This is a genomic window from Cellulomonas sp. plas2, assembly GCF_057221735.1.
The window spans coordinates 1,068,124-1,091,969 of the sequence record NZ_CM170155.1 but is presented as its reverse complement, the minus strand read 5'-3'; the positions used below and the strand labels follow the sequence as shown (position 1 = coordinate 1,091,969).

Annotated in this window: 20 protein-coding genes, 1 pseudogene and 1 riboswitch; of the genes and pseudogenes, 9 read left to right on the top strand and 12 right to left on the bottom strand. The window is 73.7% G+C overall.

What is annotated here, in order from left to right:
* Window positions 1-123 precede the first annotated feature (123 nt).
* The 6 genes and pseudogenes from AC2TDM_RS04930 (at window position 124) to AC2TDM_RS04905 (ending at window position 6,685) form a co-directional block, all read left to right on the top strand.
* Entirely contained in the window at window positions 124-1,401 is a 1,278-nt protein-coding gene (locus AC2TDM_RS04930) for a magnesium transporter MgtE N-terminal domain-containing protein (RefSeq protein WP_090034078.1), read from the top strand.
* A pseudogene (locus AC2TDM_RS04925) lies at window positions 1,394-1,882 on the top strand (DUF1003 domain-containing protein); the annotation flags it as partial. The gene AC2TDM_RS04930 and the pseudogene AC2TDM_RS04925, both read left to right, overlap by 8 nt.
* A gap of 274 nt (window positions 1,883-2,156) precedes the next feature.
* Window positions 2,157-3,395, top strand: a complete 1,239-nt coding sequence (locus AC2TDM_RS04920; RefSeq protein WP_484635980.1) for an Mrp/NBP35 family ATP-binding protein — start codon at window positions 2,157-2,159, stop codon at window positions 3,393-3,395.
* A 163-nt stretch (window positions 3,396-3,558) separates the two neighbouring features.
* The gene (locus tag AC2TDM_RS04915) at window positions 3,559-4,608 is read left to right on the top strand and encodes a permuted SH3 domain-containing protein (protein ID WP_484635979.1); all 1,050 of its coding nucleotides are present in this window, start codon (window positions 3,559-3,561) and stop codon (window positions 4,606-4,608) included.
* Window positions 4,605-5,474 carry an ABC transporter ATP-binding protein gene (locus tag AC2TDM_RS04910; RefSeq protein ID WP_090034116.1) on the top strand — a complete coding sequence of 290 codons (870 nt, stop codon included), beginning with the start codon at window positions 4,605-4,607 and terminating at the stop codon, window positions 5,472-5,474. The genes AC2TDM_RS04915 and AC2TDM_RS04910 overlap by 4 nt, the downstream gene beginning before the upstream one ends.
* Entirely contained in the window at window positions 5,471-6,685 is a 1,215-nt protein-coding gene (locus tag AC2TDM_RS04905) for an ABC transporter permease (RefSeq protein ID WP_484635978.1), read from the top strand. Before AC2TDM_RS04910 ends, AC2TDM_RS04905 begins: the two co-directional genes overlap by 4 nt.
* A gap of 18 nt (window positions 6,686-6,703) precedes the next feature.
* Here AC2TDM_RS04905 and AC2TDM_RS04900 read toward each other — a convergent pair whose 3' ends face one another.
* From AC2TDM_RS04900 to AC2TDM_RS04880, 5 genes are all read right to left on the bottom strand, one after another.
* Window positions 6,704-7,489, bottom strand: coding sequence for an exodeoxyribonuclease III (locus tag AC2TDM_RS04900; RefSeq protein ID WP_484635977.1), 786 nt, complete (start codon window positions 7,487-7,489; stop codon window positions 6,704-6,706).
* 53 nt (window positions 7,490-7,542) lie between these two features.
* On the bottom strand, window positions 7,543-8,034 hold the full coding sequence (locus AC2TDM_RS04895; RefSeq protein WP_484635976.1) for a VOC family protein: 492 nt from the start codon (window positions 8,032-8,034) through the stop codon (window positions 7,543-7,545).
* Window positions 8,035-8,176: 142 nt separating this feature from the next.
* On the bottom strand, window positions 8,177-9,058 hold the full coding sequence (locus tag AC2TDM_RS04890; RefSeq protein WP_484635975.1) for a bifunctional methylenetetrahydrofolate dehydrogenase/methenyltetrahydrofolate cyclohydrolase: 882 nt from the start codon (window positions 9,056-9,058) through the stop codon (window positions 8,177-8,179).
* 11 nt (window positions 9,059-9,069) lie between these two features.
* Complete coding sequence (gene glyA, locus AC2TDM_RS04885; protein ID WP_484635974.1) at window positions 9,070-10,368, bottom strand: serine hydroxymethyltransferase; 1,299 nt, start codon at window positions 10,366-10,368, stop codon at window positions 9,070-9,072.
* Window positions 10,369-10,486: 118 nt separating this feature from the next.
* Window positions 10,487-10,573: riboswitch (ZMP/ZTP riboswitch) on the bottom strand.
* 35 nt (window positions 10,574-10,608) lie between these two features.
* Window positions 10,609-11,118 carry a GNAT family N-acetyltransferase gene (locus AC2TDM_RS04880; protein WP_090034067.1) on the bottom strand — a complete coding sequence of 170 codons (510 nt, stop codon included), beginning with the start codon at window positions 11,116-11,118 and terminating at the stop codon, window positions 10,609-10,611.
* Between the two features lie 72 nt (window positions 11,119-11,190).
* On the opposite strand from AC2TDM_RS04880, the gene purU reads away from it, so the two are divergent.
* Entirely contained in the window at window positions 11,191-12,069 is an 879-nt protein-coding gene (gene purU / locus AC2TDM_RS04875) for a formyltetrahydrofolate deformylase (protein WP_484635973.1), read from the top strand.
* Between the two features lie 62 nt (window positions 12,070-12,131).
* Window positions 12,132-13,043 carry a DMT family transporter gene (locus AC2TDM_RS04870; RefSeq protein WP_484635972.1) on the top strand — a complete coding sequence of 304 codons (912 nt, stop codon included), beginning with the start codon at window positions 12,132-12,134 and terminating at the stop codon, window positions 13,041-13,043.
* Between the two features lie 434 nt (window positions 13,044-13,477).
* Here the strand turns inward: AC2TDM_RS04870 and AC2TDM_RS04865 are convergent, their stop codons facing one another.
* The 7 genes from AC2TDM_RS04865 to AC2TDM_RS04835 form a co-directional block, all read right to left on the bottom strand.
* Entirely contained in the window at window positions 13,478-14,503 is a 1,026-nt protein-coding gene (locus AC2TDM_RS04865; protein ID WP_484635971.1) for an HAD family hydrolase, read from the bottom strand.
* A 10-nt stretch (window positions 14,504-14,513) separates the two neighbouring features.
* Window positions 14,514-15,296, bottom strand: coding sequence for an ATP-binding cassette domain-containing protein (locus AC2TDM_RS04860; RefSeq protein WP_484635970.1), 783 nt, complete (start codon window positions 15,294-15,296; stop codon window positions 14,514-14,516).
* 154 nt (window positions 15,297-15,450) lie between these two features.
* Window positions 15,451-16,644, bottom strand: coding sequence for an ROK family transcriptional regulator (locus AC2TDM_RS04855; protein ID WP_090034063.1), 1,194 nt, complete (start codon window positions 16,642-16,644; stop codon window positions 15,451-15,453).
* Window positions 16,645-16,819: 175 nt separating this feature from the next.
* Complete coding sequence (mmsB, locus tag AC2TDM_RS04850; RefSeq protein WP_484635969.1) at window positions 16,820-18,046, bottom strand: multiple monosaccharide ABC transporter permease; 1,227 nt, start codon at window positions 18,044-18,046, stop codon at window positions 16,820-16,822.
* A complete protein-coding gene (gene mmsA / locus AC2TDM_RS04845) occupies window positions 18,046-19,584 on the bottom strand; it encodes a multiple monosaccharide ABC transporter ATP-binding protein (protein ID WP_484635968.1) in 1,539 nt (512 codons plus the stop codon). Before mmsA ends, mmsB begins: the two co-directional genes overlap by 1 nt.
* Before the next feature lie 117 nt (window positions 19,585-19,701).
* The gene (gene chvE / locus AC2TDM_RS04840) at window positions 19,702-20,871 is read right to left on the bottom strand and encodes a multiple monosaccharide ABC transporter substrate-binding protein (protein WP_484635967.1); all 1,170 of its coding nucleotides are present in this window, start codon (window positions 20,869-20,871) and stop codon (window positions 19,702-19,704) included.
* Window positions 20,872-21,327: 456 nt separating this feature from the next.
* The gene (locus AC2TDM_RS04835; protein ID WP_090034056.1) at window positions 21,328-22,545 is read right to left on the bottom strand and encodes an NADP-dependent isocitrate dehydrogenase; all 1,218 of its coding nucleotides are present in this window, start codon (window positions 22,543-22,545) and stop codon (window positions 21,328-21,330) included.
* Between the two features lie 238 nt (window positions 22,546-22,783).
* On the opposite strand from AC2TDM_RS04835, the gene AC2TDM_RS04830 reads away from it, so the two are divergent.
* Window positions 22,784-23,779 (top strand): aquaporin, encoded by a 996-nt coding sequence (locus tag AC2TDM_RS04830; protein WP_090034054.1) that lies wholly within the window; start codon window positions 22,784-22,786, stop codon window positions 23,777-23,779.
* Window positions 23,780-23,846 lie beyond the last annotated feature (67 nt).

The following is a 23,846-nucleotide window of genomic DNA, read 5'->3' as shown; positions in this document are numbered from 1 at the left end:
TCCATCATCCCCGCGCGGGGGCCGCCCGTCCTGGTGATGGGGGGAACCCGCAGCGAACCCGGAGCGGACGCCCAGCCCGCTCCCAGGCGGGGCAGGCGCGCCGGCGACGTCTAGGCTGACGGCGTGAGCGGCGTCGGGACCCCTGTGTTCGTCGCGCGCCTGGCCGGGACCGCGGTGTTCGACCCCATCGGGGACCAGGTCGGCCGCGTGCGCGACGTCGTGGTCCTCATCCGCGAGAAGCGTGCGCCGCGCGCCGTCGGCCTCGTCGTCGAGGTGCCGGGACGGCGCCGCGTGTTCCTCCCCCTGACGCGCGTGACCTCCATCGAGCCCGGACGGGTCATCTCCACCGGTCTGCTCAACATGCGCCGCTTCGAGCAGCGGGCGATCGAGACGAGCGTCGTCGGGGAGCTGCTGGACCGGACCGTCGACATGGTGGACGGGTCGGGGCAGGTCACCGTGGAGGACGTCGCCATCGAGCGGCAGCGCAACGGCGACTGGGAGGTGCGGCGGCTGTCGGTGCGGCGGCAGGGCGGCGGGTCGGGGCTGCTGCGGCGGCGCGGCGAGACGCTCGTCGTCGACCACCACGCCGTGCGCGGGCTCGGCGGGCGGGCGCCGGTCCAGGGCACGCAGTCGCTGCTCGCGCAGTTCAGCGACCTCAAGCCCGCCGACCTGGCGGACCGCCTGCACGACCTGGGCATCACCCGCCGCCTGGAGGTCGCCGCGGCCCTCGACAACGACCGCCTGGCGGACGTCCTGGAGGAGCTGGGCGAGGACGACCAGGTCGCGATCCTCGCCGACCTCGGCGTCGAGCGCGCCGCCGACGTCCTCGAGGCGATGGAGCCCGACGACGCCGCCGACCTGCTGGGCGGGCTGCCCGACGAGCAGGCCGCGCAGCTGCTGGCCCGGATGGAGCCGGAGGAGGCCAAGGACGTGCGCCGCCTCCTGGCCTACGAGGACAACACCGCCGGCGGCCTCATGACCACCGACCCGGTGATCCTCGGCCCGGAGACGCCCATCGCCGCCGCCCTGGCGCACGTGCGCCGGCAGGACCTGACGCCGGCGCTCGCCTCCATGGTCTTCGTCGTGCGCCCGCCGCTCGAGACGCCGACGGGGCGGTTCATCGGCGTGGTGCACCTGCAGCGGATGCTGCGCGAACCGCCGCACGAGTCCATCGGCACGATCGTCGACAGCGACATCGAGACGGTCACCGCCGACGCCCACCTGCAGTCCGTCACGCGCCGCCTGGCCACGTACAACCTGCTCGCGCTGCCCGTCGTGGACGCCGAGCGGCGGCTGCTCGGGGCGGTCTCGGTCGACGACGTCCTCGACCACCTGCTGCCCGAGGACTGGCGCGAGACGGACGAGACCTTCTACCCGGTGCGCGCGGTGCGTCGTGGCTGAGCGCCTCGACACGCCCCGCAGCACGCGGCGGCCGCTCCTGCCGCGCCCGCGCCTGGACCAGGACACGAGCGGCAAGGTCTCCGAGTCCATCGCGCGGTTCCTCGGCACGCCGACGTTCATCCTCTGGCTGACGCTGTTCTGCGTCGTCTGGCTGCTGTGGAACTCCCTCGCCCCGGAGGACCTGCGCTTCGACCGGGCGGCCAACGGCTTCACCGCGCTGACGCTCATGCTGTCCCTGCAGGCCTCCTACGCCGCGCCCCTCATCCTCCTCGCGCAGAACCGTCAGACGGACCGCGACCGGGTGCAGGCCGACCTCGACCGCACGCGCGCCGAGCGCAACCTCGCCGACACGGAGTTCCTGGCCCGGGAGGTGGCGGCGCTGCGCATCGCGCTCAACGAGGTCGCGACCCGCGACTTCGTCCGCTCCGAGCTGCGCAACCTGCTCGAGGACCTCCTCGCGGACGACGAGGGCGACGAGGAGGGCGACGAGGACGCCGGTCGCGGCGAGGGGCGCGGCGAGGGGCGCGGCGAGGGGCGCGGCGAGGGGCGCAGCAGGGGCGAGGGCCGCAAGGGCGAGGGCCGCAAGGGCGAGGCGCGCAAGGGCCGTGGCCGCCGGCGCCGGCAGGAGCCCGGGACCGCCACCACCGCCGTCCCCGTCGTGCCGGAGGAAGCACCGCGCGCGGCGGCGGCGCCCGCGGAGGACGTGGCCGGGGGTCCCACGGGAGGGTCCTCCGTCGCCACCTACGATGGGACCCGTGCCCGACCCTCGTCCCGCTGACCCCGTCGACGTCCGCCGCGACGTCCGCCGCGACGTCCCCGACCAGGGGACGACGCCCTCCGCCGGCCCGTCGTCGGACGCCCTCGTCGACGCCGTCCGCGCCGCGCTGGGCGCCGTGCAGGACCCCGAGATCCGCCGGCCGATCACCGAGCTCGGCATGGTCCGGTCGGTCGAGGTGGCCGGGTCGGGCCCGGACGGCGCGCACGTCGTGGTCGGCGTGGACCTCACCGTCGCCGCGTGCCCGCTCAAGGACACCCTGACGCGCGACGTGACCGCCGCCGCGCTCCGCGTCGCGGGGGTCGCGTCCGTCGACGTCGCGCTCGGTGCCATGAGCCCCGAGCAGCGCGCGGAGCTGCGCGCCCACCTGCGCGGCGGCACCGCCGAGCCCGTCATCCCCTTCGCGCAGCCCGGCTCGCTGACGAAGGTCTACGCCATCGCGTCCGGCAAGGGCGGGGTGGGCAAGTCGACCGTGACGGCGAACCTCGCGGTCGCGCTCGCGCAGGAGGGCCTGCGCGTGGGCGTCGTCGACGCCGACATCCACGGCTTCAGCCTGCCGCGCATGCTGGGCGTGGACCGCGCGCCGACGCGGGTGGACGACATGCTGCTGCCGCCCGTCGCGCACGGGGTCAAGGTCGTGTCCATCGGGATGTTCGTGCCCGCGGGTCAGCCCGTCGTGTGGCGCGGACCGATGCTGCACCGCGCGCTGCAGCAGTTCCTCGCGGACGTGTTCTGGGGCGACCTCGACGTGCTGCTGCTCGACCTGCCGCCCGGCACCGGCGACATCGCCATCTCCGTGGCGCAGCTCCTCCCGACGAGCGAGATCGTCGTGGTCACCACGCCGCAGCCGGCGGCCGCGGAGGTCGCCGCCCGCGCCGGCTCGGTCGCCGTGCAGACCCGGCAGCGGGTCGTCGGCGTCGTCGAGAACATGTCCTGGCTCGAGCAGCCGGACGGCACGCGCCTGGAGCTCTTCGGCAGCGGCGGCGGGCGTCAGGTCGCCGACGAGCTGTCCCGCCTGACGGGGACCGACGTGCCGGTGCTGGCGCAGGTGCCCCTCGACGTCCCCGTGCGGGAGGCCGGCGACGCCGGCGTGCCCGTCGTCGCGGCGCACCCCGGCGGCCCGGGGGCGCAGGCGCTGCGCGGGGTCGCGACCGCGCTCGCCGGCCGTCGCCGTGGTCTGGCCGGGCTCTCGCTGGGCCTGACGCCGGCGGGTCGCTGACACGGTGCCGCCGTCCTCCCCCGGTGGGGCGACGCGGCGGCAGCACGGGAACCACAGTCGTGCAACTCGGGGGCCGAATCTCCTCCTGCGGGACGATGCCGGCCGCTAGGGTCGCGTGGTCGGCTGGGGGGCAGCCGGCCCCCGACCCGAGAGGCGCACCACCGTGGGTGTCACCCGTCGCATCGTCTTCCCCGCCCTGCGCCTGGTCATCTGGGCGGTCATCGCCGTCGCGCTCGTGCGCATCGCGTTCAGCGGCGCCGAGCTGCAGACGGCGGAGGACCCGCTGGTCCCCGGCGGCCAGCTCGTCGAGCCCACCGTCGAGGTCGCCACCGGGACCGTCGTCAACACGGTGAAGGTCGCCGGGTCGGTCGTGGCCGACCCGGCCGTCCCCGTGAAGTCCACGGCGGCCGGGACCGTCGCCAAGCTCCTGGCGACGGACGGCGTCGGCGTCGGGCCCGATGCCGGGATCGTGCAGATCCGGACGGAGACGCCGCAGGAGCCGGTCGTCACGACCGACCCCACCACCGGGGAGCAGACCGTCACCGAGCGCGCCCCGAAGGTCACGACGACGACGATCACGGTGCCCGTCGGCGGGACCCTCACGCTGCCGGTGCTCGTCGGGCAGGAGGTCGCCATCGGCGACGTCGTCGCGAGCGTCACCCCCGGCACCCTGTCGGTCACGGGCACGCTCACGCCCGAGCAGCAGTACCGCCTCGTCAACGCCCCGACGGAGGCCCAGGTCACGCTCAAGGGCGGGCCCGCGCCGTTCACCTGCACCGGAATGCGGATCGGCGCCGTGGCCGGCGGCACCGGGACCGGCACGGACGCCGGCGGCGCCGGCACGGGCGTCGCGACGAGCCCCGACGGCACGACGGCGTCCGGGACCGTCACGTGCGCCGTGCCCGCCGGCGTCACCGCGTTCGCCGGCCTCGGCGCGGACCTGGAGATCACCAACGGGCAGGCCGACGGCGTCGTCGTCCCCGTGACCGCCGTGCAGGGCTCGGTGCAGAACGGCAACGTCTGGGTCGTCACGGACGCGGCCCCGGAGGGCGAGCTGCGGCAGGTCGCCCTCGGGCTCACCGACGGCGAGATGGTCCAGGTCACGGGTGGCCTGGAGCCCGGCGAGCACGTGCTGCAGTTCATCCCGGTGGCCGACGCGGCCGTCGACTGCGCCGACCCGTCGCAGTACGACCCGGCGGTGTGCGGCGGATGAGCGCGCTCCTGGAGCTGACCGGCGTCACGCGCTCGGTCCTGCTGCCCGACGACCGACGCCTGCACATCCTGCGCGGCGTGGACCTGGCGGTCGACACGGGTGAGCACGTGTCCGTCGTCGGGCGCTCCGGCACCGGCAAGTCGACGCTGCTCAACATCCTCGGGCTGCTCGACTCCCCCACCGAGGGCCAGTACCTGCTGGACGGCGTGCCCATCGGCCGGCTCTCGTCGCGCACCCGGACGAAGCGGCGCGGGCGCGACTTCGGCTTCGTCTTCCAGCAGTTCAACCTGCTGCCGGGGCGCACCGCGCTGGAGAACGTCGTCGCGCCGCTCATGTACGCGCCGGGTCGCCAGTTCTGGCGGCGCACCTCGCTGGCCGCCGCGATGCTCGAGCGCGTCGGCCTGGGCGACCGGTTGGAGACGATGCCGGAGAAGCTGTCCGGCGGTGAGCAGCAGCGCGTCGCCATCGCCCGCGCCCTCGTGCGCGGCCCGCGCGTCATCCTCGCCGACGAGCCCACCGGCGCCCTCGACGTCGAGACGGGCGCCAGCGTCATGGACCTGCTCGACGAGGTCGCCGCCGACACGGGGGCGGCGCTGGTCACCATCACGCACGACCTGTCCGTGGCCGCGCGCGCCCAGCGCTGCTACCGGCTGGCCGACGGCGTGCTCGTTCCCGTGAGCCTCGGCGAGCCGGGGCGCGTCACCGAGTGGGTCGGCGACGTGCCGGTGGACCTGGCCGAGCGCACGCACGACGCGTCGGGGCGCAGCCTGCCGCCGGTGCTCGCGCCGTCGGTGCCTGCCGCGCCGCCGGCAGCGGCACCGGATGCCGCCCGCACCGAGGTCACGAGCCCGGTGGTCGGACCGTGACCGGCCTCGTCAGCACCGTCGTCGAGGCGTGGCAGGAGCTGCGCATCCACCGGCTGCGCGTGCTGCTCGCCCTCGTGGGCGTCGCCGTGGCCGTCACGGCCATCACCGGGGTCACCGCGGCGGTGGCGATGCTCAAGCAGGCCTTCGCCGAGCAGACGGACCGGCAGGCCGGCCGGCAGGTCACGCTCATGGTGAGCGCGTGGTCGATGACCGGCGCCACGACCGAGGAGGACAACGCCCGCGTCGACGCCGCCTACGCCGAGACCCTGGCCCGCTACGGGCTCACCTGGTCGACGCGGGACCTGTGGACGGGCGCGCCCATCCGCTTCCCCGGCAACGGCGTGCAGGACATCGGCGTGCGGGCCGTCGACCCGGCGGCCGGGGTCCTGCAGCGCATCCCGATCACCGAGGGCCGGTGGTTCACGGCCGCCGACGCGCAGGCCTACGCGCCGACGCTGGTGGTCAACGAGGCCTTCCTCGACCGCGTCGGGGCCCGCGTGGCGGACCACCCCACCGTCCTGCTGGGCCGCACGGACCCGGTGCGCGCCACGGTCATCGGCGTCATGGACGAGGGGTACGAGAACCCCGAGCCGTTCGCGATGGTCCTCTACGACCAGCTCGCGCACTGGTACGGCACCGCCAACCCGGCCTGGGGCGGCGGGCCGCCGACCCTGTCCGTGTGGGTGCCCGCCGACATGGCCGACGAGCTGGGCGCCCGGATCTCCCGCGACATGGCCGCCGCCGTGCCGGGCCTGCAGGTGGACGTCAGCGACAACCGCGGCTGGGGCGAGACCTTCGACATCGACGGCGCCGCCCGTTGGGTGGGCATCGGGGTCGGCGCCTTCGCGCTGCTGCTCGGCGGCCTCGGCCTGGTGAACATCGCGCTCGTGACCGTCCGCTACCGCATCCGCGAGATCGGCATCCGCCGGTCCTTCGGCGCCACCTCGGGGCGGGTGTTCTTCGGCGTGCTCATGGAGTCGGTCGTGGCGACCGTCGTCGCCGGAGCGGTCGGCGTGGTGCTCGCCGTGGCGATCATCAAGTCCGTGCCGGTGGACCGCGTGTTCGGCGGGGCCATCCAGGAGATGCCGCCGTTCCCGGTGTCGGCCGCGCTCGTCGGCATGGCGGCCGCGACGGGCGTCGGTGCCCTGGCGGGCCTCATCCCGGCCGTCGTCGCGGTCCGCGTCAAGGTCATCGACGCGATCCGCTACTGACCCGTCAGGGCACGACCTCTACAGGTCGTACTCCACGACGAGCGGGGCGTGGTCGGAGAAGCGCTCCGCGTAGGTCGCGGCCCGGTCCACCTGCGCGCGGACGGCCCGGCGGGCGAGATCCGGCGAGCCGAGCTGGTAGTCGATCCGCCACCCGGCGTCGTTGTCGTACGCCTTACCCCGCCAGGACCACCACGTGTACGGCCCCGGCCCGGGTCCGCCGAGGTCCCGGCCCAGGTCGCGCCAGCCGAGGTCGCCGAACCACCGGTCCAGGTACGCGCGCTCCTCGGGCAGGAAGCCGGCGCTCTTCAGGTTGCCCTTCCAGTTCTTGAGGTCCACCTCCCGATGGGCGATGTTGAGGTCGCCGCCGACGAGCGCCGTCGCGTCGGCCAGCTGCGCCATCCGGGCGGTCACGACCTCGAGATAGGCGTACTTCTCGTCGAGCGACGGGGTCCCGACCGTCGCGGAGTGCAGGTACGCCGAGACCACGGTGAGGGCGCCGCCGGGCGCCTCGAGGTCGGCCTCGACCCAGCGCCCCGCGTCCCCGGGGACGTCGGTGCCCAGCCCCACGCGCACCGCGGTGAAGGGCAGCCGGGACGCCACCGCGACCCCGGCCCGCCCCTTCGCCGCACCCTCCTCGTGCACGAGGTGCCAGTCCCCCGGCAGGTGCTCGGTCAGCACCTCGTCAGACCCGCGCACCTCCTGGAGGAGCAGCACGTCGGGCTTGCGCTCGTCGAGCCAGAGGCCCATGCCCCGGCGGGCGGCGGCACGGATGCCGTTGACGTTGACGGTGGCGACGGTCAGCACCCGGACATCCTGCCGCAGGGCACCGACACGACCCTGCGGCGTCCGGGCCCGGCTCAGACGGTGGCCGTCTCCCCGCGGTACGCCGCCCACAGGGCCGCGACGTCCACCTTGCGCATGCCGAACATCGCCCCCATCGCCCGCCGGGTGCCCTCGGGGTCGTCGCCCGCGAGCACCTCCTCCATGCCGCGCGGGACGACCTGCCACCACACGCCGAAGCGGTCCTGGCACCAGCCGCACTGGCCCTCGGTGCCGCCGTCGGCGGTCAGCGCGGCCCAGTAGTGGTCGACCTCCGCCTGGTCCGCGCAGTCGACGACGAGGCTGAACGCGTCCGTCTGCGGGTGGCCCGGCCCGCCGTTGAGGAAGGTGACCGGCATGCCGTCGAGCTCGAGCTCGACGACGAACGCCGCGCCGGCCTCGACACCCGGCACGCCCTCCGGCGCGCGGTTGACGTGCGTGATCCTCGACCCGGGGATCGTCGCGGCGTAGAACGTCGCGGCCTCCTCGGCCTCGTGGTCGAACCACAGGTGCGGACGGACCTTGCCCATGGCGGGCTCCCCTCGTCGTCGGGACGCCCCGTGCGTCCCGTCCTGGTGGGGCAGACCGCGGGCGGGGCACGGACTCATCGCCCGCTCATCGCCCGCTCATCGCCCGCTCATCGCCCGCTCATCGCCCACGCCCCGCCCGTCGTCAGCGCGCCGCGCGCTCCGCGGTCTCGACGACGTTGCGCAGCAGCATCGCGCGGGTCATCGGGCCCACGCCGCCGGGGTTGGGCGAGACCCAGCCCGCGACCTCGCGCACGCCTGGGTCGACGTCCCCGACGACCCGGCTCTTCCCGGTCTCCGGGTCGGTCGCGCGCGAGACGCCCACGTCGACGACCACGGCGCCCGGCTTCACCATGTCCGCGGTGACGATGCCCGGCACGCCCGCCGCCGCGACGACGACGTCGGCCCGGCGCGTGAGCCCCGCCAGGTCCCGCGTGCCGGTGTGCGTCAGCGTCACGGTGGCGTTGACCGCCCGGCGGGTCAGCAGCAGCCCGATCGAGCGCCCCACGGTGACCCCGCGCCCGACCACGACGACCTCGGCCCCGCGCCAGGAGATCCCGTGCCGCTCGACGAGCTCGACGATGCCGTGCGGCGTGCAGGGCAGCGGTGAGTCGAGGTCCTCCGCCACACGCAGGACGAGCCGGCCGAGGTTCGTCGGATGCAGCCCGTCCGCGTCCTTGGCGGGGTCGACGAGCTCGATGACGCGCTGGGTGTCGATCCCCGCGGGCAGCGGGAGCTGGACGATGAACCCGGTGCAGGCCGGGTCCTCGTTCAGGCGCCGCACCGCGGCCTCGATGTCCTCCTGGGTGGCGTCGGCCGGCAGGTCCTCGCGCAGCGAGGCGATGCCGACCTCCGCGCAGTCCTTGTGCTTGCCGGCGACGTACCAGCGCGAGCCGGGGTCGTCGCCCACGAGCAGGGTGCCCAGACCGGGCACGACCCCGCGCGCCGCGAGCGCGGCGACCCGCTCCGTGAGCTCCGCCTTGATGGCCGCGGCCGTGGCCGTGCCGTCCAGCAGCTGTGCCGTCATGGCGCCGCCGCTCAGTACTGACGCAGGCCGGCGTACAGCGGGTACTGCTCCGCCAGCCGGGCCGTGCGGGCCTTGAGGGCATCGACGTCCGCCGCGGCGCCCTGGGTCAGCGCCGTGGCGATGACGTCGGCGACGTCGGCGAAGGCCGTGGCGTCGAAGCCGCGGGTGGCCAGCGCCGGCGTGCCGATGCGCAGGCCGGAGGTGACGCGCGGGGGGCGCGGGTCGAACGGCACGGCGTTGCGGTTCACGGTGATGCCCACGGCGTGGAGGAGGTCCTCCGCCTGCTGGCCGTCCAGCTCGGAGTGCCGCAGGTCGACGAGGACGAGGTGCACGTCCGTGCCGCCGGTGAGGACCGAGACGCCGGCCTGCGCCACCTCGGGGGCGGTCAGCCGCTCGGCGATGATCCGCGCGCCCTCGAGCGTGCGCTCCTGGCGGTCGCGGAAGGCCTCGCTGCCGGCGATCTTGAACGCCACGGCCTTGGCGGCGATGACGTGCATGAGCGGGCCGCCCTGCTGGCCGGGGAAGACCGCGGAGTCGAGCTTCTTGGCGTGCTCCTCGCGGGAGAGGATGAAGCCCGAGCGCGGGCCGCCGATCGTCTTGTGCACCGTCGAGGACACGACGTCCGCGTGCGGCACGGGCGAGGGGTGCAGCCCGGCGGCGACGAGGCCGGCGAAGTGCGCCATGTCGACCCAGAGCTTGGCGCCCACCTCGTCGGCGATGGAGCGGAACGCCGCGAAGTCGAGCTGGCGGGGGTACGCGGACCAGCCGCCGATGATGACGTCGGGGCGGTGCTCGAGCGCCGCCTCGCGGACCTTGTCCATGTCGACCAGGAACGTGTCGGGGTCCACGCCGTAGGAGGCGACGTCGTAGAGCCGGCCCGAGAAGTTGATCTTCATGCCGTGCGTGAGGTGGCCGCCGTGGGCCAGCTCGAGGCCGAGGATCTTGTCCCCTGCGCGGATGAGCGCGTGCAGGACCGCTGCGTTCGCCGTGGCGCCGGAGTGCGGCTGGACGTTCGCGTGCTCGGCGCCGAACAGCGCCTTCGCGCGGTCGATCGCGATGGTCTCCGCGACGTCGACCTGCTCGCAGCCGCCGTAGTAGCGCCGACCCGGGTAGCCCTCGGCGTACTTGTTGGTGAGGACCGACCCCTGCGCCTCGAGGACCGCGCGCGGGACGAAGTTCTCGCTGGCGATCATCTCGAGGGTGTCCTGCTGGCGGGCGAGCTCCCCGTCGAGGACGGCGGCGATCTCGGGGTCGACCTCGCCGATGCTCTGGTCCAGCAGCGACGGGCGGGTGATCTGGTCGGCGCTCATGGCTCTCCTGGCGGATCGTGACGGTCCCGGTGCGGTCCTCGGGGTGCCGCCGGCTCACGTCCGGCACCCCTCGCACACCGGTCGCGTGGGGGGACTGACTAGCTGACCGTGCGGGGTGACCGGGGGCCCAGGCGTCCGACCCGTGGTCTGCTGCAGCGTCGCTCCCCGGTGGTGACCCACCCGTGCGCCAGTCGCGACCTGGCGAGGGTACCGCGACCGGCACCGGCGACGAGGGGTGTCTCAGGCGGGCTGGTCGGAGGGGGCGTCGGCGTCGTCCCCGACGATCTTGCGCAGGTAGGCGTAGGTGAGGTCGCCCGCCGTGCGGTCCTCCTGGCGCTCGTAGCCCTGGTTGGCGTACATCGCGATGTTGTGAACGGAGTCGCGGCCCGTGAAGACCCAGATCTCCTCGACGCCCTCGGACAGGTAGGGCACGACCGCGAGCAGCAGCTGCGTCCCCACGCCCTGGCCCTGCAGGTCCGGCGCGACCGCGAAGCGCCCGAGGGTGGCCTTCGTCCCCTCGACGAGGACCCGGATCGACCCGACGAGGCGGTGCCCGCGCCACGCCCCGAGCGTGATGACGCCGACCGCGCGCAGGTCCTCGCGCAGCTCGTCGAGCGTCTGCGTCAGCGGCGGGATGTTCGGGTCGCCGTAGACCTGGGCCTCCGTGACGAAGGCCGCACGGCGCAGGGTGAGCAGCTCCCCCGCGTCCTGGCCGCCGACGGGTCGGATGTCGAGCGCGTCCTCCGTCATGCGGCCATCGTGTCAGCCCCCGGGCGGGGCGCACTACTCTCGGCACCCGTGTCCCACCGATCGGATCAGCCCGTGACGTCCGCCTCCGGCGACGTGCCGGCCGGCGTGCCCACCCACTGGGTGCTGACGCTCTCGTGCCCCGACCGGCCCGGCATCGTGCACGCGGTCTCCGGGCTGCTCGCCGGGCTGGACGGCAACATCACCGAGTCCCAGCAGTTCGGCGACGCCGGCACCGGGCTGTTCTTCATGCGCGTCCAGGTCACCGCTGCCGTGCCCCGCGCCGCGCTCGAGTCCGGGCTGCGCGCGCTGGAGGGCGAGTTCGGCCTGGCGTGGACGCTGGACGTCGTCGGGCGGCCGGTGCGCACGCTCGTCATGGGCTCCACCGCGGCGCACTGCCTCAACGACCTGGCCTTCCGCCAGCGCTCGGAGGCCCTGCCGGTCGAGCTCGTCGCCGTGGTCTCCAACCACACCGTGCTCGAGCCGCTCGCGCAGTTCTACGGGATCGACTTCCACCACGTGCCCGTGACGGCGGCGACGCGGGCCGAGGCGGAGGCACGGCTGCTCGCGCTGGTGGAGGAGCTGGACGTCGAGCTCGTCGTGCTCGCGCGGTACATGCAGATCCTGTCCGACGACCTGTGCCGGGCGCTGGCGGGCCGCGTCATCAACATCCACCACTCGTTCCTGCCGTCGTTCAAGGGCGCGAAGCCCTACCACCAGGCCCACGACCGCGGCGTGAAGCTCATCGGCGCCACCGCGCACTACGTCACCGGCGACCTCGACGAGGGGCCGATCATCGAGCAGGACGTCGAGCGCGTGGACCACACGCACGGCGTGGAGGCCCTCGTCGCGCTCGGGCAGGACGTCGAGCGCCGCGCGCTGGCCCGCGCGGTCCGCTGGCACGCCGAGCACCGCGTGCTCCTGGACGGGCACCGCACGATCGTCTTCCGGTGACCGGGTCGGCCCGGCCGGGAGGGCCACCGGCCACGTCGGCGGGCGCGTCGGCGGGAACGTCGGTGGGCAGCACCGCCGGCGGGTCGACGGGTGGTGGCCGCCGGGCGCAGGTCCTCGCTGTGGCGGCGCTGGTGGGCGCCACGCTCTTCTGGGCCGGCAACTACGTCGTCGGCCCGACCGCCGTGGCAGCAACCGGGCCGCTCAGCCTCGTGTGGCTGCGCTGGCTGCTGGCCCTGCCGCTGCTGGTGCTCGTCGCGCAGGTGCTGGAGCGGCCCGACTGGCGGGCCGTGGCGCGGGCGTGGCCGTGGGTGCTCGCGCTGGGTGCGACCGGGCTCGCGGGCTACACGCTGCTGCTCTACGCGGCGCTGCGGCTGACGACGCCGCTCGACGCCGCCATCGTCAACGCCGTCAACCCCGCGCTCATCGTGCTCGCGGCGGTGGCGCTGCTGGGCGAGCGGGTCACCGCGCGCGGCGTGCTCGGGGTCGCGGTGGCGTTCGTCGGCGTCGTCGTCGTGCTCACCGACGGCCGGCCGGCCGCCGTCCTGACCGGCGGCGTGAACGGCGGGGACCTGCTCATGCTGGGCGCGATCTCGACGTGGACCGCGTACACCGTCATCGGGCGACGCGGGCCGCGGCTGCCGCCGGTCGCGTCCACGGCGGCACAGGCGCTGGTGGTCGTGGTCGGCCTGGCACCGGTCGTCGCGGTGGCCGGGCTGCGCCTGCCCGGCGACGCCGCCGGCATGTGGGCGCTGGTGTTCATCGTGCTGCTGCCGTCGGTGGGGTCGTACGTGCTGTGGAACACCGCGCTGCGGACGGTCCCGCCGTCGCGCGCCGGGGTGTACCTCAACCTCATCACCGTGTTCACCGCGGCAGCCACGGCGCTGCTCGGCCACCCGCTGTCGGCCGCGCAGCTCGTCGGCGGCGCGGTGGTCCTGGCGGGCGTCGCCCTCACCACCACGGCCACCCCCCGCTGACCCTCCCCGCCCCGGCCCTGACGCGCTGACGCCCGGCCCGGAGACGCGGATCGGGCCCCGGCCCGCCCTGGATCATGCCCGTCGGCCCTCCTCGCATCGGCGCGGGACCAGCGCGCGGCGGGTCGGTGCGGAGAGCCGAGAGGGACGCGGCGTGTCGTTCCCGACACGCCGCGTCCGCCCCGTGTTGACACTGCGCTCCGCACCGACCCGTCACCGGCCTCCCCTCCTGGGCGCCGCACCCGGCACAGCGCCGCCGCCGGCCGCCACTCCCCCGGCGCTCGCTGGTCCGCCGGTGCGGCAAAGGGCCTGGGCGCCCGCGTGTCGGCGGAGACACGCCGGTCCCGGGTTCACCGGCACAACGGATCGCCGCACCGACGGACCACCCCGCGGTGCTCGGCGGGCCGCCGACAGGGACGGCGGCGGTGCCGCGGGGGTCAGGGGTGGGGCAGGGCGAAGAGCTGCTCGAGGACGCGGGCGACGCCGTCCTCGTCGCAGCCCGGGGCCGTGGCGTCCGCGGCGGCGACGACCGCGGGGTGTGCCCCGGACATCGCCCAGGACCGGCCCGCCCAGGTCAGCATCGGCACGTCGTTGGGCATGTCCCCGAAGGCGACGACGTCCGCCGCCACCACGCCGAGGTCCGCGCACAGCCGCGCCAGCGCCGACGCCTTCGTCACGCCGGCGGCGCTGAGCTCGACCAGCGACGTCGTGGCGGACCGGGTCGCCGTCAGGCGGGTCGCGACGACCTCCTCCACCCGCCGCCAGAAGTCGTCCGGCGCCAGCGTCCCGTGCCGGGCCAGCAGCTTCACCACCGGGTCGGGACCGTCGGCGGCGTCCGCGTCGAGCAGCGCCTCGAGCGGCGCGACCCGCAGCGCACCGCCCGCGCGTTCCGCCGGCGTCCCCGCCGCACCCGGCGCCTCGGCGGGGAGGGTGCCGCGGCCGCCGAAGCCCGGCTCGCGGGAGAAGCCGCTGAGCCGCTCGAGCGCGAACGTCGTGCCCGGCACCCGGCGACGGACCTCCGCGACGCAGGCCCGCACCGCGTCGTCCGGCAGCGCCGCGACCTCCAGGACGCGGCCCTCGCGGGCGTCCCACGCCAGCGCACCGTTCGACACCAGCGCCACGCCGTGCGCGCCGACGTACCGCCACAGGTCGTCCATCCACCGCAGCGGCCGCCCGGTCACCATGACGACGCGCATGCCCCTCTCCTCCAGCGCCACCAGCGCGGCGGCCGTCCGGGGGCTGACCGTGCCGTCGCTGCGCAGGAGCGTGCCGTCGAGGTCGGTGGCGACGAGGCGCGGCCGCCCGCCCACCGACGAACGGGGTGCCGCGTCGACCACGGCACCGGGCACCACATCGGGCACGGCACCGGGCACGGCACCGGGCACGGCACCGGGCACGGCACCGGGCACGGCACCGGGCACGGCACCGGGCACGGCACCGACCTCCGGCCCGGCGCCGCCCACGGTCACCGCCTCAGCCCCGCGCGCCGGCGTGGCTGGCCCCGGTGATCGCCGCGATGATCGACTCGTAGCTCGCCGACGCCGCGTCGAAGGTGCCGTTGTTGCGGCCGTGCCGCAGCACGACGATGCGGTCGGCGACGGCCCGCACGTCGTTCATGTTGTGGCTGATGAGCACGACGCCCAGGCCCAGGTCGCGCAGCCGTTCGATGTGCATGAGGACCTCCGCCGTCTGCACGACGGACAGGGCGGCGGTGGGCTCGTCGAGCACCACGAGGCGCGGCGAGCCGATGAGCGTCCGCGCGATCGCGACGGACTGCCGCTGCCCGGCCGAGAGCTGCGCCAGCGGCGTCCGCACGGACGGGATGCGCGCGTTGAGGGCGTCGAGGGTCGCGCGCGTCTGCGTCTCCATCTCCCCCTCGGCGAGCAGGCCGCCCGCCACCCGCTCCCGCCCCAGGAAGAGGTTGGCGGTGACGTCGAGGTTCTCGCACAGCGCGAGGTCCTGGAACACCGTGGCGATGCCGAGCGCGTGCGCGGCCGACGGCGTCGGGACCTGGACGGTCTCCCCGTCCAGCTCGACGAGGCCCGCGTCCGGCGTGAGCACCCCCGCCACGACCTTGGCCAGGGTGGACTTGCCGGCGCCGTTGTCCCCGACGAGCGCGACGACCTCGTGCGGGTGCACCTCGAGGTCGACGGCGACGAGCGCCTCCACCGCCCCGAACGACTTGCTCACCTGCCGCAGCGCCAGCAGCGGCGCCGGCGGCTGCCCTGCCGGCCGTGCCTGCGCGTCGCCGCTCATCGTCCCCTCACCCGCTCGCCGTCCTGCACGTCGTCGTGCTGCTCCTCGTGCACCCGCTCGTCCCCGTGCCCGTCCCCCTGCCCCTGCACGGGGGACGATCCTCGCCCCTGCCGTCGCGGGTCCGGTAGTCGGCGGCACCCGACGGGGTGACCGGTCACGCCGTCACCTCGCCCGCGGCGAGCACGTCGACGTCCTCGACGTGGCGGCTGACGTCCGTGGACTGCAGCACGAGCAGCAGCGCGCCCATGACCTCGGAGCGCGGCCCGAGCTGGGCCGGGACGACCTCGAGCGGCGCGATCTGGTTGAGCAGCACGCGCTGGCGGATGGCGTCCCGCATGGGTCCGATGAGGACCTCCCCCGTCTCGGCGAGCTCACCGCCCACGACGATGCACTGCGGGTTGACGGCCATCGCGAGGCTGGCGACGACGTAGCCGATCGTCGCCCCGGCGTCCGCGACGACGCGCGTGCATCCGGGGTCGCCCTGGACGGTGCGGGCGATGACGTCGCGCAGCGTGAGACTGCCGTGGCTGCCGCGCAGGGGCTCGATGAGCGCGCGCGCCCCGACGACCGTGTCGAGGCACCCGCGGCTGCCGCACAGGCAGATGTTGCCGGCGGGGTCCACCTGGACGTGCCCGATCTCCCCCGCGGTGCCGGCGAACCCGCGGTGGACGGTGGCGCCGAGGACGATGCCGGCACCCGTGCCGTAGGAGGCCCGGACGTAGACCGCGTCGTGGTAGTCCCGGGAGGCGCCGAGCCGGCTCTCGGCCAGCGCGCCGAGGTTGGCGTCGTTCTCGACGAACACCGGCCGCGACAGGCGCTTGGACATGACGTGGGCGATGTGCACCTCGTCCCAGCCGCGCATGATGCCGCGCACGGAGATCATCCCCGTCGCCACGTCGATGGGCGCCGGCAGGCCGATGCCGATGCCGACGACATCCTCCAGCCCCGAGCCGACGCGCTCGAGCAGGTCGATGATGAGCAGCGCCGCCCGGTCCAGCGTCGTGTCGACGCGGTGCTCGTGCGGCAGCGGGAGCACCTGCTCGACGAGCACCTCGTGCGAGGAGTCCGACAGCGCGATCCGCATGTGCCGGTCGCCGATGTGCAGCCCCGCCGCCAGCCCGACGCGACGGGCCAGCGTGACGAGCTGCGCCCGGCGGCCGGACCGCGTCGTCGTGCGGACCTCGACGACGTCCGCCGCGAGCAGCTCCTTGACGATCGTCGACACCGTGGCCGCCGACAGGCGTGTGGCGCCGGCGAGCTCCACCTGGGTCAGCCCGCCGTACCGGCGGATGGCCTCGACGATGAGCGCCCGGTTGGCCCCGCGCAGGGAGGACTGGGAGCCGGACACGGTCGACCCCCTCCTCACGGGTGCAGACGGTAACGGGTGGTGCGCGACGGGTGGTGCGCGACGGGTGGTGCGCGACGGGTGGTGCGCGACGGCCGGCCGCCCGCGGGTGCGGACGGCCGGCCGTGGCGAGGTGCCGGTCGAGGTGCCGGTCGGGACGACGAGGCGGTGCCGGCGGTCAGCGCCCGGCGGACGCCCGACGCTTGTTGTAGATGTCGTAGGCGACGGCCAGGAGCAGGACGAGGCCCTTGACCACGGACTGCCACGACTGGTTGACGCCCATGAGCGACATGCCGTTGCTCATGACGGCCATGATGAGACCGCCGACCATGGCCCCGCCGACGCGGCCGATGCCGCCGGAGACCGAGGCGCCACCGATGAAGCAGGCGGCGATGGCGTCGAGCTCGAACATCTGGCCGGCGGCGGGCTGGGCACCGTTGGACCGCGACGAGAACACCACGCCGGCCAGCGCCGCGAGGAAGCCCATGTTGACGAAGATCCAGAAGTTGACCCGCTTGACCTTCACGCCGGACAGCTGCGCCGCCGCGAGGTTGCCGCCGATGGCGTAGACGTGCCGGCCGAAGACGGTCCGGGTCGTCACGACCGAGTAGGCGATGATGAGGACCGCCAGGATGATGAGCACGATCGGCAGGCCGCGCTCGTGCGCCAGCTGCCACGCGAACCACATGACCACCGCCGCCACGGCGAGGATCTTCACGACGAAGAGCGGCATCGCCTCGACGGTCTGCTGGTAGCGGATCCGGCCCTGGCGGGCGCGCAGCTGGCTGTACGCGTACCCGACCACCGCGATGGCCGCGATGATGAGCGTGAACGCGTCGAACCCGTCTCCGCCGAGCAGCCCGTTGAGGAACCCGCCGGCCACGTTGGTGTACGGCTGGCCGAACGGCGACAGCGAGATGTTGTCGAGCACGATGAGCGTGAGCCCGCGGAACAGGAGCATCCCGGCGAGCGTGACGATGAACGCCGGGACCCCGACGTAGGCCACCCAGAACCCCTGCCAGGCGCCGATGGCGAGGCCCACCGCGAGGGCGGCGACCGCGCCGACCCACCAGGGCCGGCCGTCCTGGATCACCAGGATCGCCGCGATGGCCCCCGTGAGCGCCACCACCGACCCGACGGACAGGTCGATGTGCCCGGCGACGATGACGATGACCATGCCGATGGCCAGGATGAGGATGTACGAGTACTGGAGGACCAGGCTCGTGACGTTGCGGGGGCTCAGCGAGAGCCCGCCGGTGAGGACCGCGAACAGCGCGACGATCGCGACGAACGCGATGTAGATGCCGCTCGTGCGCATGTTGCGCGTGACGAGCTCCTTCAGGCCCGCGACGGGGGAGGGCTGCTGCGGCCCCTTCGTCTGCTGGGGCGTGGCGACGGCGGTCATCAGACCTGCTCCCTCTCCTTGGTCATGAGCGCCATGAGGCTCTCCTGGGTGGCCTGCTCCTTGGGGAGCTGGCCGGTGATGCGGCCGGCCGACAGCGTGTAGATCCGGTCGCAGATGCCCAAGAGCTCGGGCAGCTCCGACGAGATGACGATCACGGCCTTCCCCGCGTCGGCGAGGCGGTTGATGATCGTGTACATCTCGTACTTGGCGCCGACGTCGATGCCGCGCGTGGGCTCGTCGAGGATCAGGACCTCGGGGTCCGTGTGGATCCACTTCGACAGGACGACCTTCTGCTGGTTGCCGCCCGAGAGCTTGCCGACCTGCGCGAGGACGTTCGGCGTGCGGATGTTCATGTCGCGGCGGTACTCCTCCGCGACCTTGATCTCCTCGTTGCCGTTGACGAAGCCCGCCCCGGACGCGAACTTGCGCAGGCTGGCCGCCGCGATGTTCGTCTTGATGTCCTGGATGAGGTTGAGGCCGTAGTGCTTGCGGTCCTCGGTGGTGTACGCCAGGCCGTGCGCGATGGCCTCGCTGACCGTGCGCGTCTGGATCTCCTTGCCGTGCAGGAAGACCTTCCCGCTGATCCGCGAGCCGTACGACCGGCCGAAGATGCTCATCGCGAGCTCGGTGCGGCCCGCGCCCATGAGGCCGGCGATCCCGACGATCTCCCCCGCCTTCACCTCGAGGTTCGCCCGGTCGACGATGACGCGCTCGGGCTGCGTGGGGTGGTGGACGGTCCAGTCCTCGATCCGCAGGATCTCCGGCCCGACCTTCGAGACGTGCTCGGGGTAGCGGTGCTCGAGGTCGCGGCCGACCATGAGGCTGATGATCCGGTCCTGCGTGACCTCGTCGGCGACCATGTCGAGCGTCTTGATCGACTGGCCGTCGCGGATGATCGTCGTGGAGTCCGCGATCTCGGCGATCTCGTTGAGCTTGTGGGAGATGATGATCGACGTGACGCCCTGCTCCTTGAGGTGGCGCAGGAGGCCGAGCAGGTGCTCGGAGTCGTCGTCGTTGAGGGCGGCCGTCGGCTCGTCGAGGATGAGGAGCCGGACCTCCTTCGACAGGGCCTTGGCGATCTCGATGAGCTGCTGCTTGCCGACGCCGAGCTGGCCGACCGGCGTCGTGGGGTTCTCGTCGAGGCCCACCCGCGCGAGCAGCTTGGCCGCCTCCGCGTTCGTGTGGTTCCAGTCGATGAACGCACCGCGGCGCTGCTCGTTGCCGAGGAAGATGTTCTCCGCCACCGAGAGGTACGGCACGAGGGCCAGCTCCTGGTGGATGATGACGATGCCCTTCTCCTCCGAGTCGTTGATGGAGGAGAACCGCATCTCCTCGCCCTCGAAGAGGATGGTGCCGTCGTAGGTGCCGTGCGGGTAGACCCCCGACAGCACCTTCATGAGGGTCGACTTGCCGGCCCCGTTCTCGCCGCAGATCGCGTGGATCTCCCCGCGCTGCACGCTCAGCGTGACGTCCTGCAGCGCCTTCACCCCGGGGAACGTCTTGGTGATGGACTGCATCTGAAGAATCGGGCTCGCCATGCGGCCTCGACCCCCTTCGTCTGGGGCACGGCCCGCCCGGGCCGGCCGGCCGGCGCCCCTGGGGGACGCCGGTCCGGCCGGCCGCGGCCGTGCGGTGGGTGGGTCGGTCGGGAAGGGTCAGGAGGCCTGACCGGCCTCGACCTCCTCGGCGGTCCAGTAGCCCGAGTCGACGAGCAGGGACTGGATGTTGTCGGCGTAGACGATGTCCGACTCGAGCAGGTACGACGGGACGACCTTCACGCCGTTGTCGTAGGTCTCGGTGTCGTTCGCCTCGGGCTCCTCACCCGCGAGGAACGCCTCGGCCGAGGTGACGGCCTGCTCGGCGAGCTTGCGGGTGTCCTTGAAGATCGTCGCGAACTGCGTGCCGTCCGCGATGAGCTTGACGGAGGCGATCTCGGCGTCCTGACCGGTGACGGGCGGCAGGCCCTCGGCGATGGTGGTGCCGTAGCCCGCGTTGGTCAGCGCGGTGATGATGCCGCGGGACAGGCCGTCGTAGGGCGAGAGCACGCCCTGGACCTTGGAGCCGTCGGAGTACGTGGAGGTCAGCAGGTCCTCCATGCGCTTCTGCGCGGTCTCCTGCTGCCAGCGCAGCGTCGCGGCCTGCTCGATGTCCGTCTGGCCGGACTTGACGACGAGCGTGCCGGCGTCGAGGTACGGCTGCAGCGTGTCCATCGCGCCCTTCCAGAAGAAGTGCGCGTTGTTGTCGTCCAGCGAGCCCGCGAAGAGCTCGACGTTGAACGGGCCGGCGGGCGCCTCGGGGTTCTCCGAGCCGTCCGGGTTCAGGAGGCCGAGGCCCACGAGGAGCGACGTGGCCTGCTGCACGCCGACGTTCTCGTTGTCGAACGTCACGTAGAAGTCGACGTTTTCCGTGCCGTTGATGAGGCGGTCGTAGGCGATGACCGGGATGCCCGCGTCGGCCGCCGCCTGCAGCTGGCTCGACAGCGCCGTGCCGTCGATGGAGGCGACGATGAGGAGCTCGGCGCCCTTGGTGATCATCTGGTCGATCTGCTGCTGCTGCGTGGGGATGTCGTCCGCCGCGTACTGCAGGTCGACCTCGTAGCCGGCCTCCTCGAGCTGGGACTTGACGGCGTCGCCGTCGTTGATCCAGCGCTCCGAGGTCTCGGTCGGCATCGCGACGCCGACGAGGCCACCCTCGGCACCGCCGCCGCCACCGCCGCCGGCACCGGCGGTCTCGTCCGTGCCCGGACCGGCGCCACCGCCGGCGCACGCGGTCAGGCCCAGCGCGAGGACCGCGCCCGCTGCCGCAAATCCGAACCGACGTCGCATGATGTTGCTCCTTCTCATCCTCGAGAACGGGGACCCCGCACGGGCCTGTCCCCCGGAGAGCGTTCCTGTGGACCGGGGTCCGTCCCCCGCAGGCCTGCTCACCCACCGTCCGGTCGACGACCGCGTCTCCGGTGCGGGACAACTGTCCCTGGCTTCGAGACCTGAAGTCAAGCCACGAACGGGTAGCGGTCATCACGAAACGATCACGGTCCCGTCACGCTGCCTGGGCCCGAAGAGGGGCGTGCTCGCGTGGCGCCGGTCACAGAACGGACGGCACCGGTGCGATTCGGGCAGCGCTGCCTTCAGCGGGTGAACGCAACAGCCGTCCTGTCGCCGGGGAAGCGGTCTCCGGCCGTGACCTCCGTGTCCCCCGTCCGGCGGACACGGCGGAGCCCCCGACCGCGGGCGGTCGGGGGCTCCGGGACGAGGGGCCGGCGCGCGGGGCGCCGGGCTGCGTCAGGCCAGGCGCGCGGCGAGGTTCTCGTCGAGGGCTGCGAGGAAGTCCTCCGTCGTCAGCCAGGCCTGGTCCGGCCCGACGAGGGAGGCGAGGTCCTTCGTCATCTTGCCGCTCTCGACCGTCTCGACGACGACCTGCTCGAGGGTCTCCGCGAACTGCGTGACCTCCGGCGTGCCGTCGAGCTTGCCGCGGTGCTTGAGGCCGCCGGTCCAGGCGAAGATCGACGCGATCGGGTTCGTCGACGTGGGCTTGCCCTGCTGGTGCTGGCGGTAGTGACGCGTGACCGTGCCGTGCGCGGCCTCCGCCTCCACGGTCTTCCCGTCGGGAGTCATGAGGACCGACGTCATGAGGCCGAGCGAGCCGAAGCCCTGCGCGACGGTGTCGGACTGCACGTCGCCGTCGTAGTTCTTGCAGGCCCAGACGTAGCCGCCCTCCCACTTCATGGCGGCGGCCACCATGTCGTCGATGAGGCGGTGCTCGTAGGTCAGGCCCGCGGCGTCGAAGTCGGCCTTGAACTCGGCGTCGAACACCTCGGCGAAGATGTCCTTGAACGCCCCGTCGTAGGCCTTGAGGATCGTGTTCTTCGTCGAGAGGTAGACCGGGTAGCCGCGCTGCAGGCCGTAGGCGAACGAGGCGCGCGCGAAGTCGCGGATCGACTCGTTGAAGTTGTACATGCCCATGGCCACGCCGCCCGCCTCCGGGTACGTGACGACCTCCTGGTGGATCGGCTCGGAGCCGTCCGCCGGGGTGTAGGTCAGCGTCAGCGTGCCGGCGCCCGGGACCTTGAAGTTCGTCGCCTTGTACTGGTCGCCGTGGGCGTGACGGCCGATGATGATCGGCTTGTTCCAGCCCGGGACCAGGCGCGGGATGTTCGAGATGATGATCGGCTCGCGGAAGACGACGCCGCCGAGGATGTTGCGGATCGTCCCGTTGGGCGAGACCCACATCTTCTTGAGGCCGAACTCCTCGACGCGCGCCTCGTCGGGCGTGATCGTGGCGCACTTGACGCCGACGCCGTGCTCCTTGATGGCGTGCGCCGCGTCGATCGTCACCTGGTCGTCGGTGGCGTCGCGGTTCTGGATCGACAGGTCGAAGTACCGCAGGTCGACGTCGAGGTACGGGTGGATGAGCCGGTCCTTGATGAACTGCCAGATGATGCGCGTCATCTCGTCACCGTCGAGCTCGACCACCGGGCCGACGACCTTGATCTTCGCCATGCGGGTCCCTATCTCCTGGGGGGTCTGGTTGGTCCGGTCGCTCCGGTGCACCGCAGGTGCTCGGCACCCGCGCGCGGCCACGTCCTCGCGGCGCACGCCGGTCCCCCGGACGGCTCCCAGGCTAGTCGACGTCGAGAGACCCGGGCCGCCCGTGCCCGCGTGACCCCGGCCGCACCCGTCGGGCACCCGTCGGGCACCCGTCGGGCACCCGGACGGGTGAGGCTGGCATGCTGGGCGCATGACCCAGCCCTCCGGCTCCCCCTCGCCGCGCCCCGACGACCGCGACCGCACCGGCGCCCCCTCGGGCGCGACCGCCGCGGGCGACGACCTCCTCGACCCCTACGGCGACGAGCCGACCGACGACGAGCTGGTCGACGGCGGCGTCGTCGTGCCCGCCGGCACGGTGGTCAGCACCGGCTCCGGCCTGCTGGCGCGCACGGGCGCCGAGGCCTTCGGCAGCTTCGTCCTCGTCCTGCTCGGCCTCGGCATCGGCCTCTACGCGTCCTTCGCGCACGCCGCCGGCAGCCTCGTCGTGGCGCTCGGGTTCGGCGTCGGCGCGCTCGCCGCGATCATCGCCGTCGGGCACGTCTCCGGCGGGCACTTCAACCCGGCGGTCACCCTCGGCGCGGCCGTGGCGGGGCGCACGCCCTGGAAGGACGTCCTGCCCTACTGGGTCGCCCAGGTCCTCGGCGCCGCCGTGGCCGCCATGGTCGTCTTCCTCACCATCCCGTCCGGCCTGCCCGGGCTCGTCGACCAGAGCGGCTCCGGGACGCCCCGCACCTTCTTCTCCTCCGTGGCCAACGGGTTCGGCGAGCACTCGCCGCTGAGCACGCTCAGCAACGGCCAGGTGACGTTCCCGCTGGCGATCGCGCTGCTCGTCGAGGCCGTCGCCACGGCGGTGTTCGTCGGCATCATCCTGGGCGCCACCGACCGCCGCGCCAACGCCGCGCACGTCCCGTTCGCCGTCGGCCTGTCCCTCACCGTGCTCCTGCTGCTCACGGGCCCGGTCACCAACGGCAGCCTCAACCCGGCGCGCTCCCTCGCCGCGGCGATCTTCTCCGAGGGCTGGGCGTTCGGGCAGCTGTGGCTGTTCGTCGTCGCCCCGCTCGTCGGCGCCGCGATCGCGGCGCTCGTGTACCGCGCGTTCGCCGCGCAGCCCGTCGAGGACCGCCTGTTCGAGGAGAAGGACGAGTACGTGACGACGGAGGACGTCCTCGTCGTCGAGGACCGCTGACCCCTCCCGCCCGACCGCTCGCGAGCCCCCGTCCGTCACGGACGGGGGCTCACGGCGTTCCGGGCGG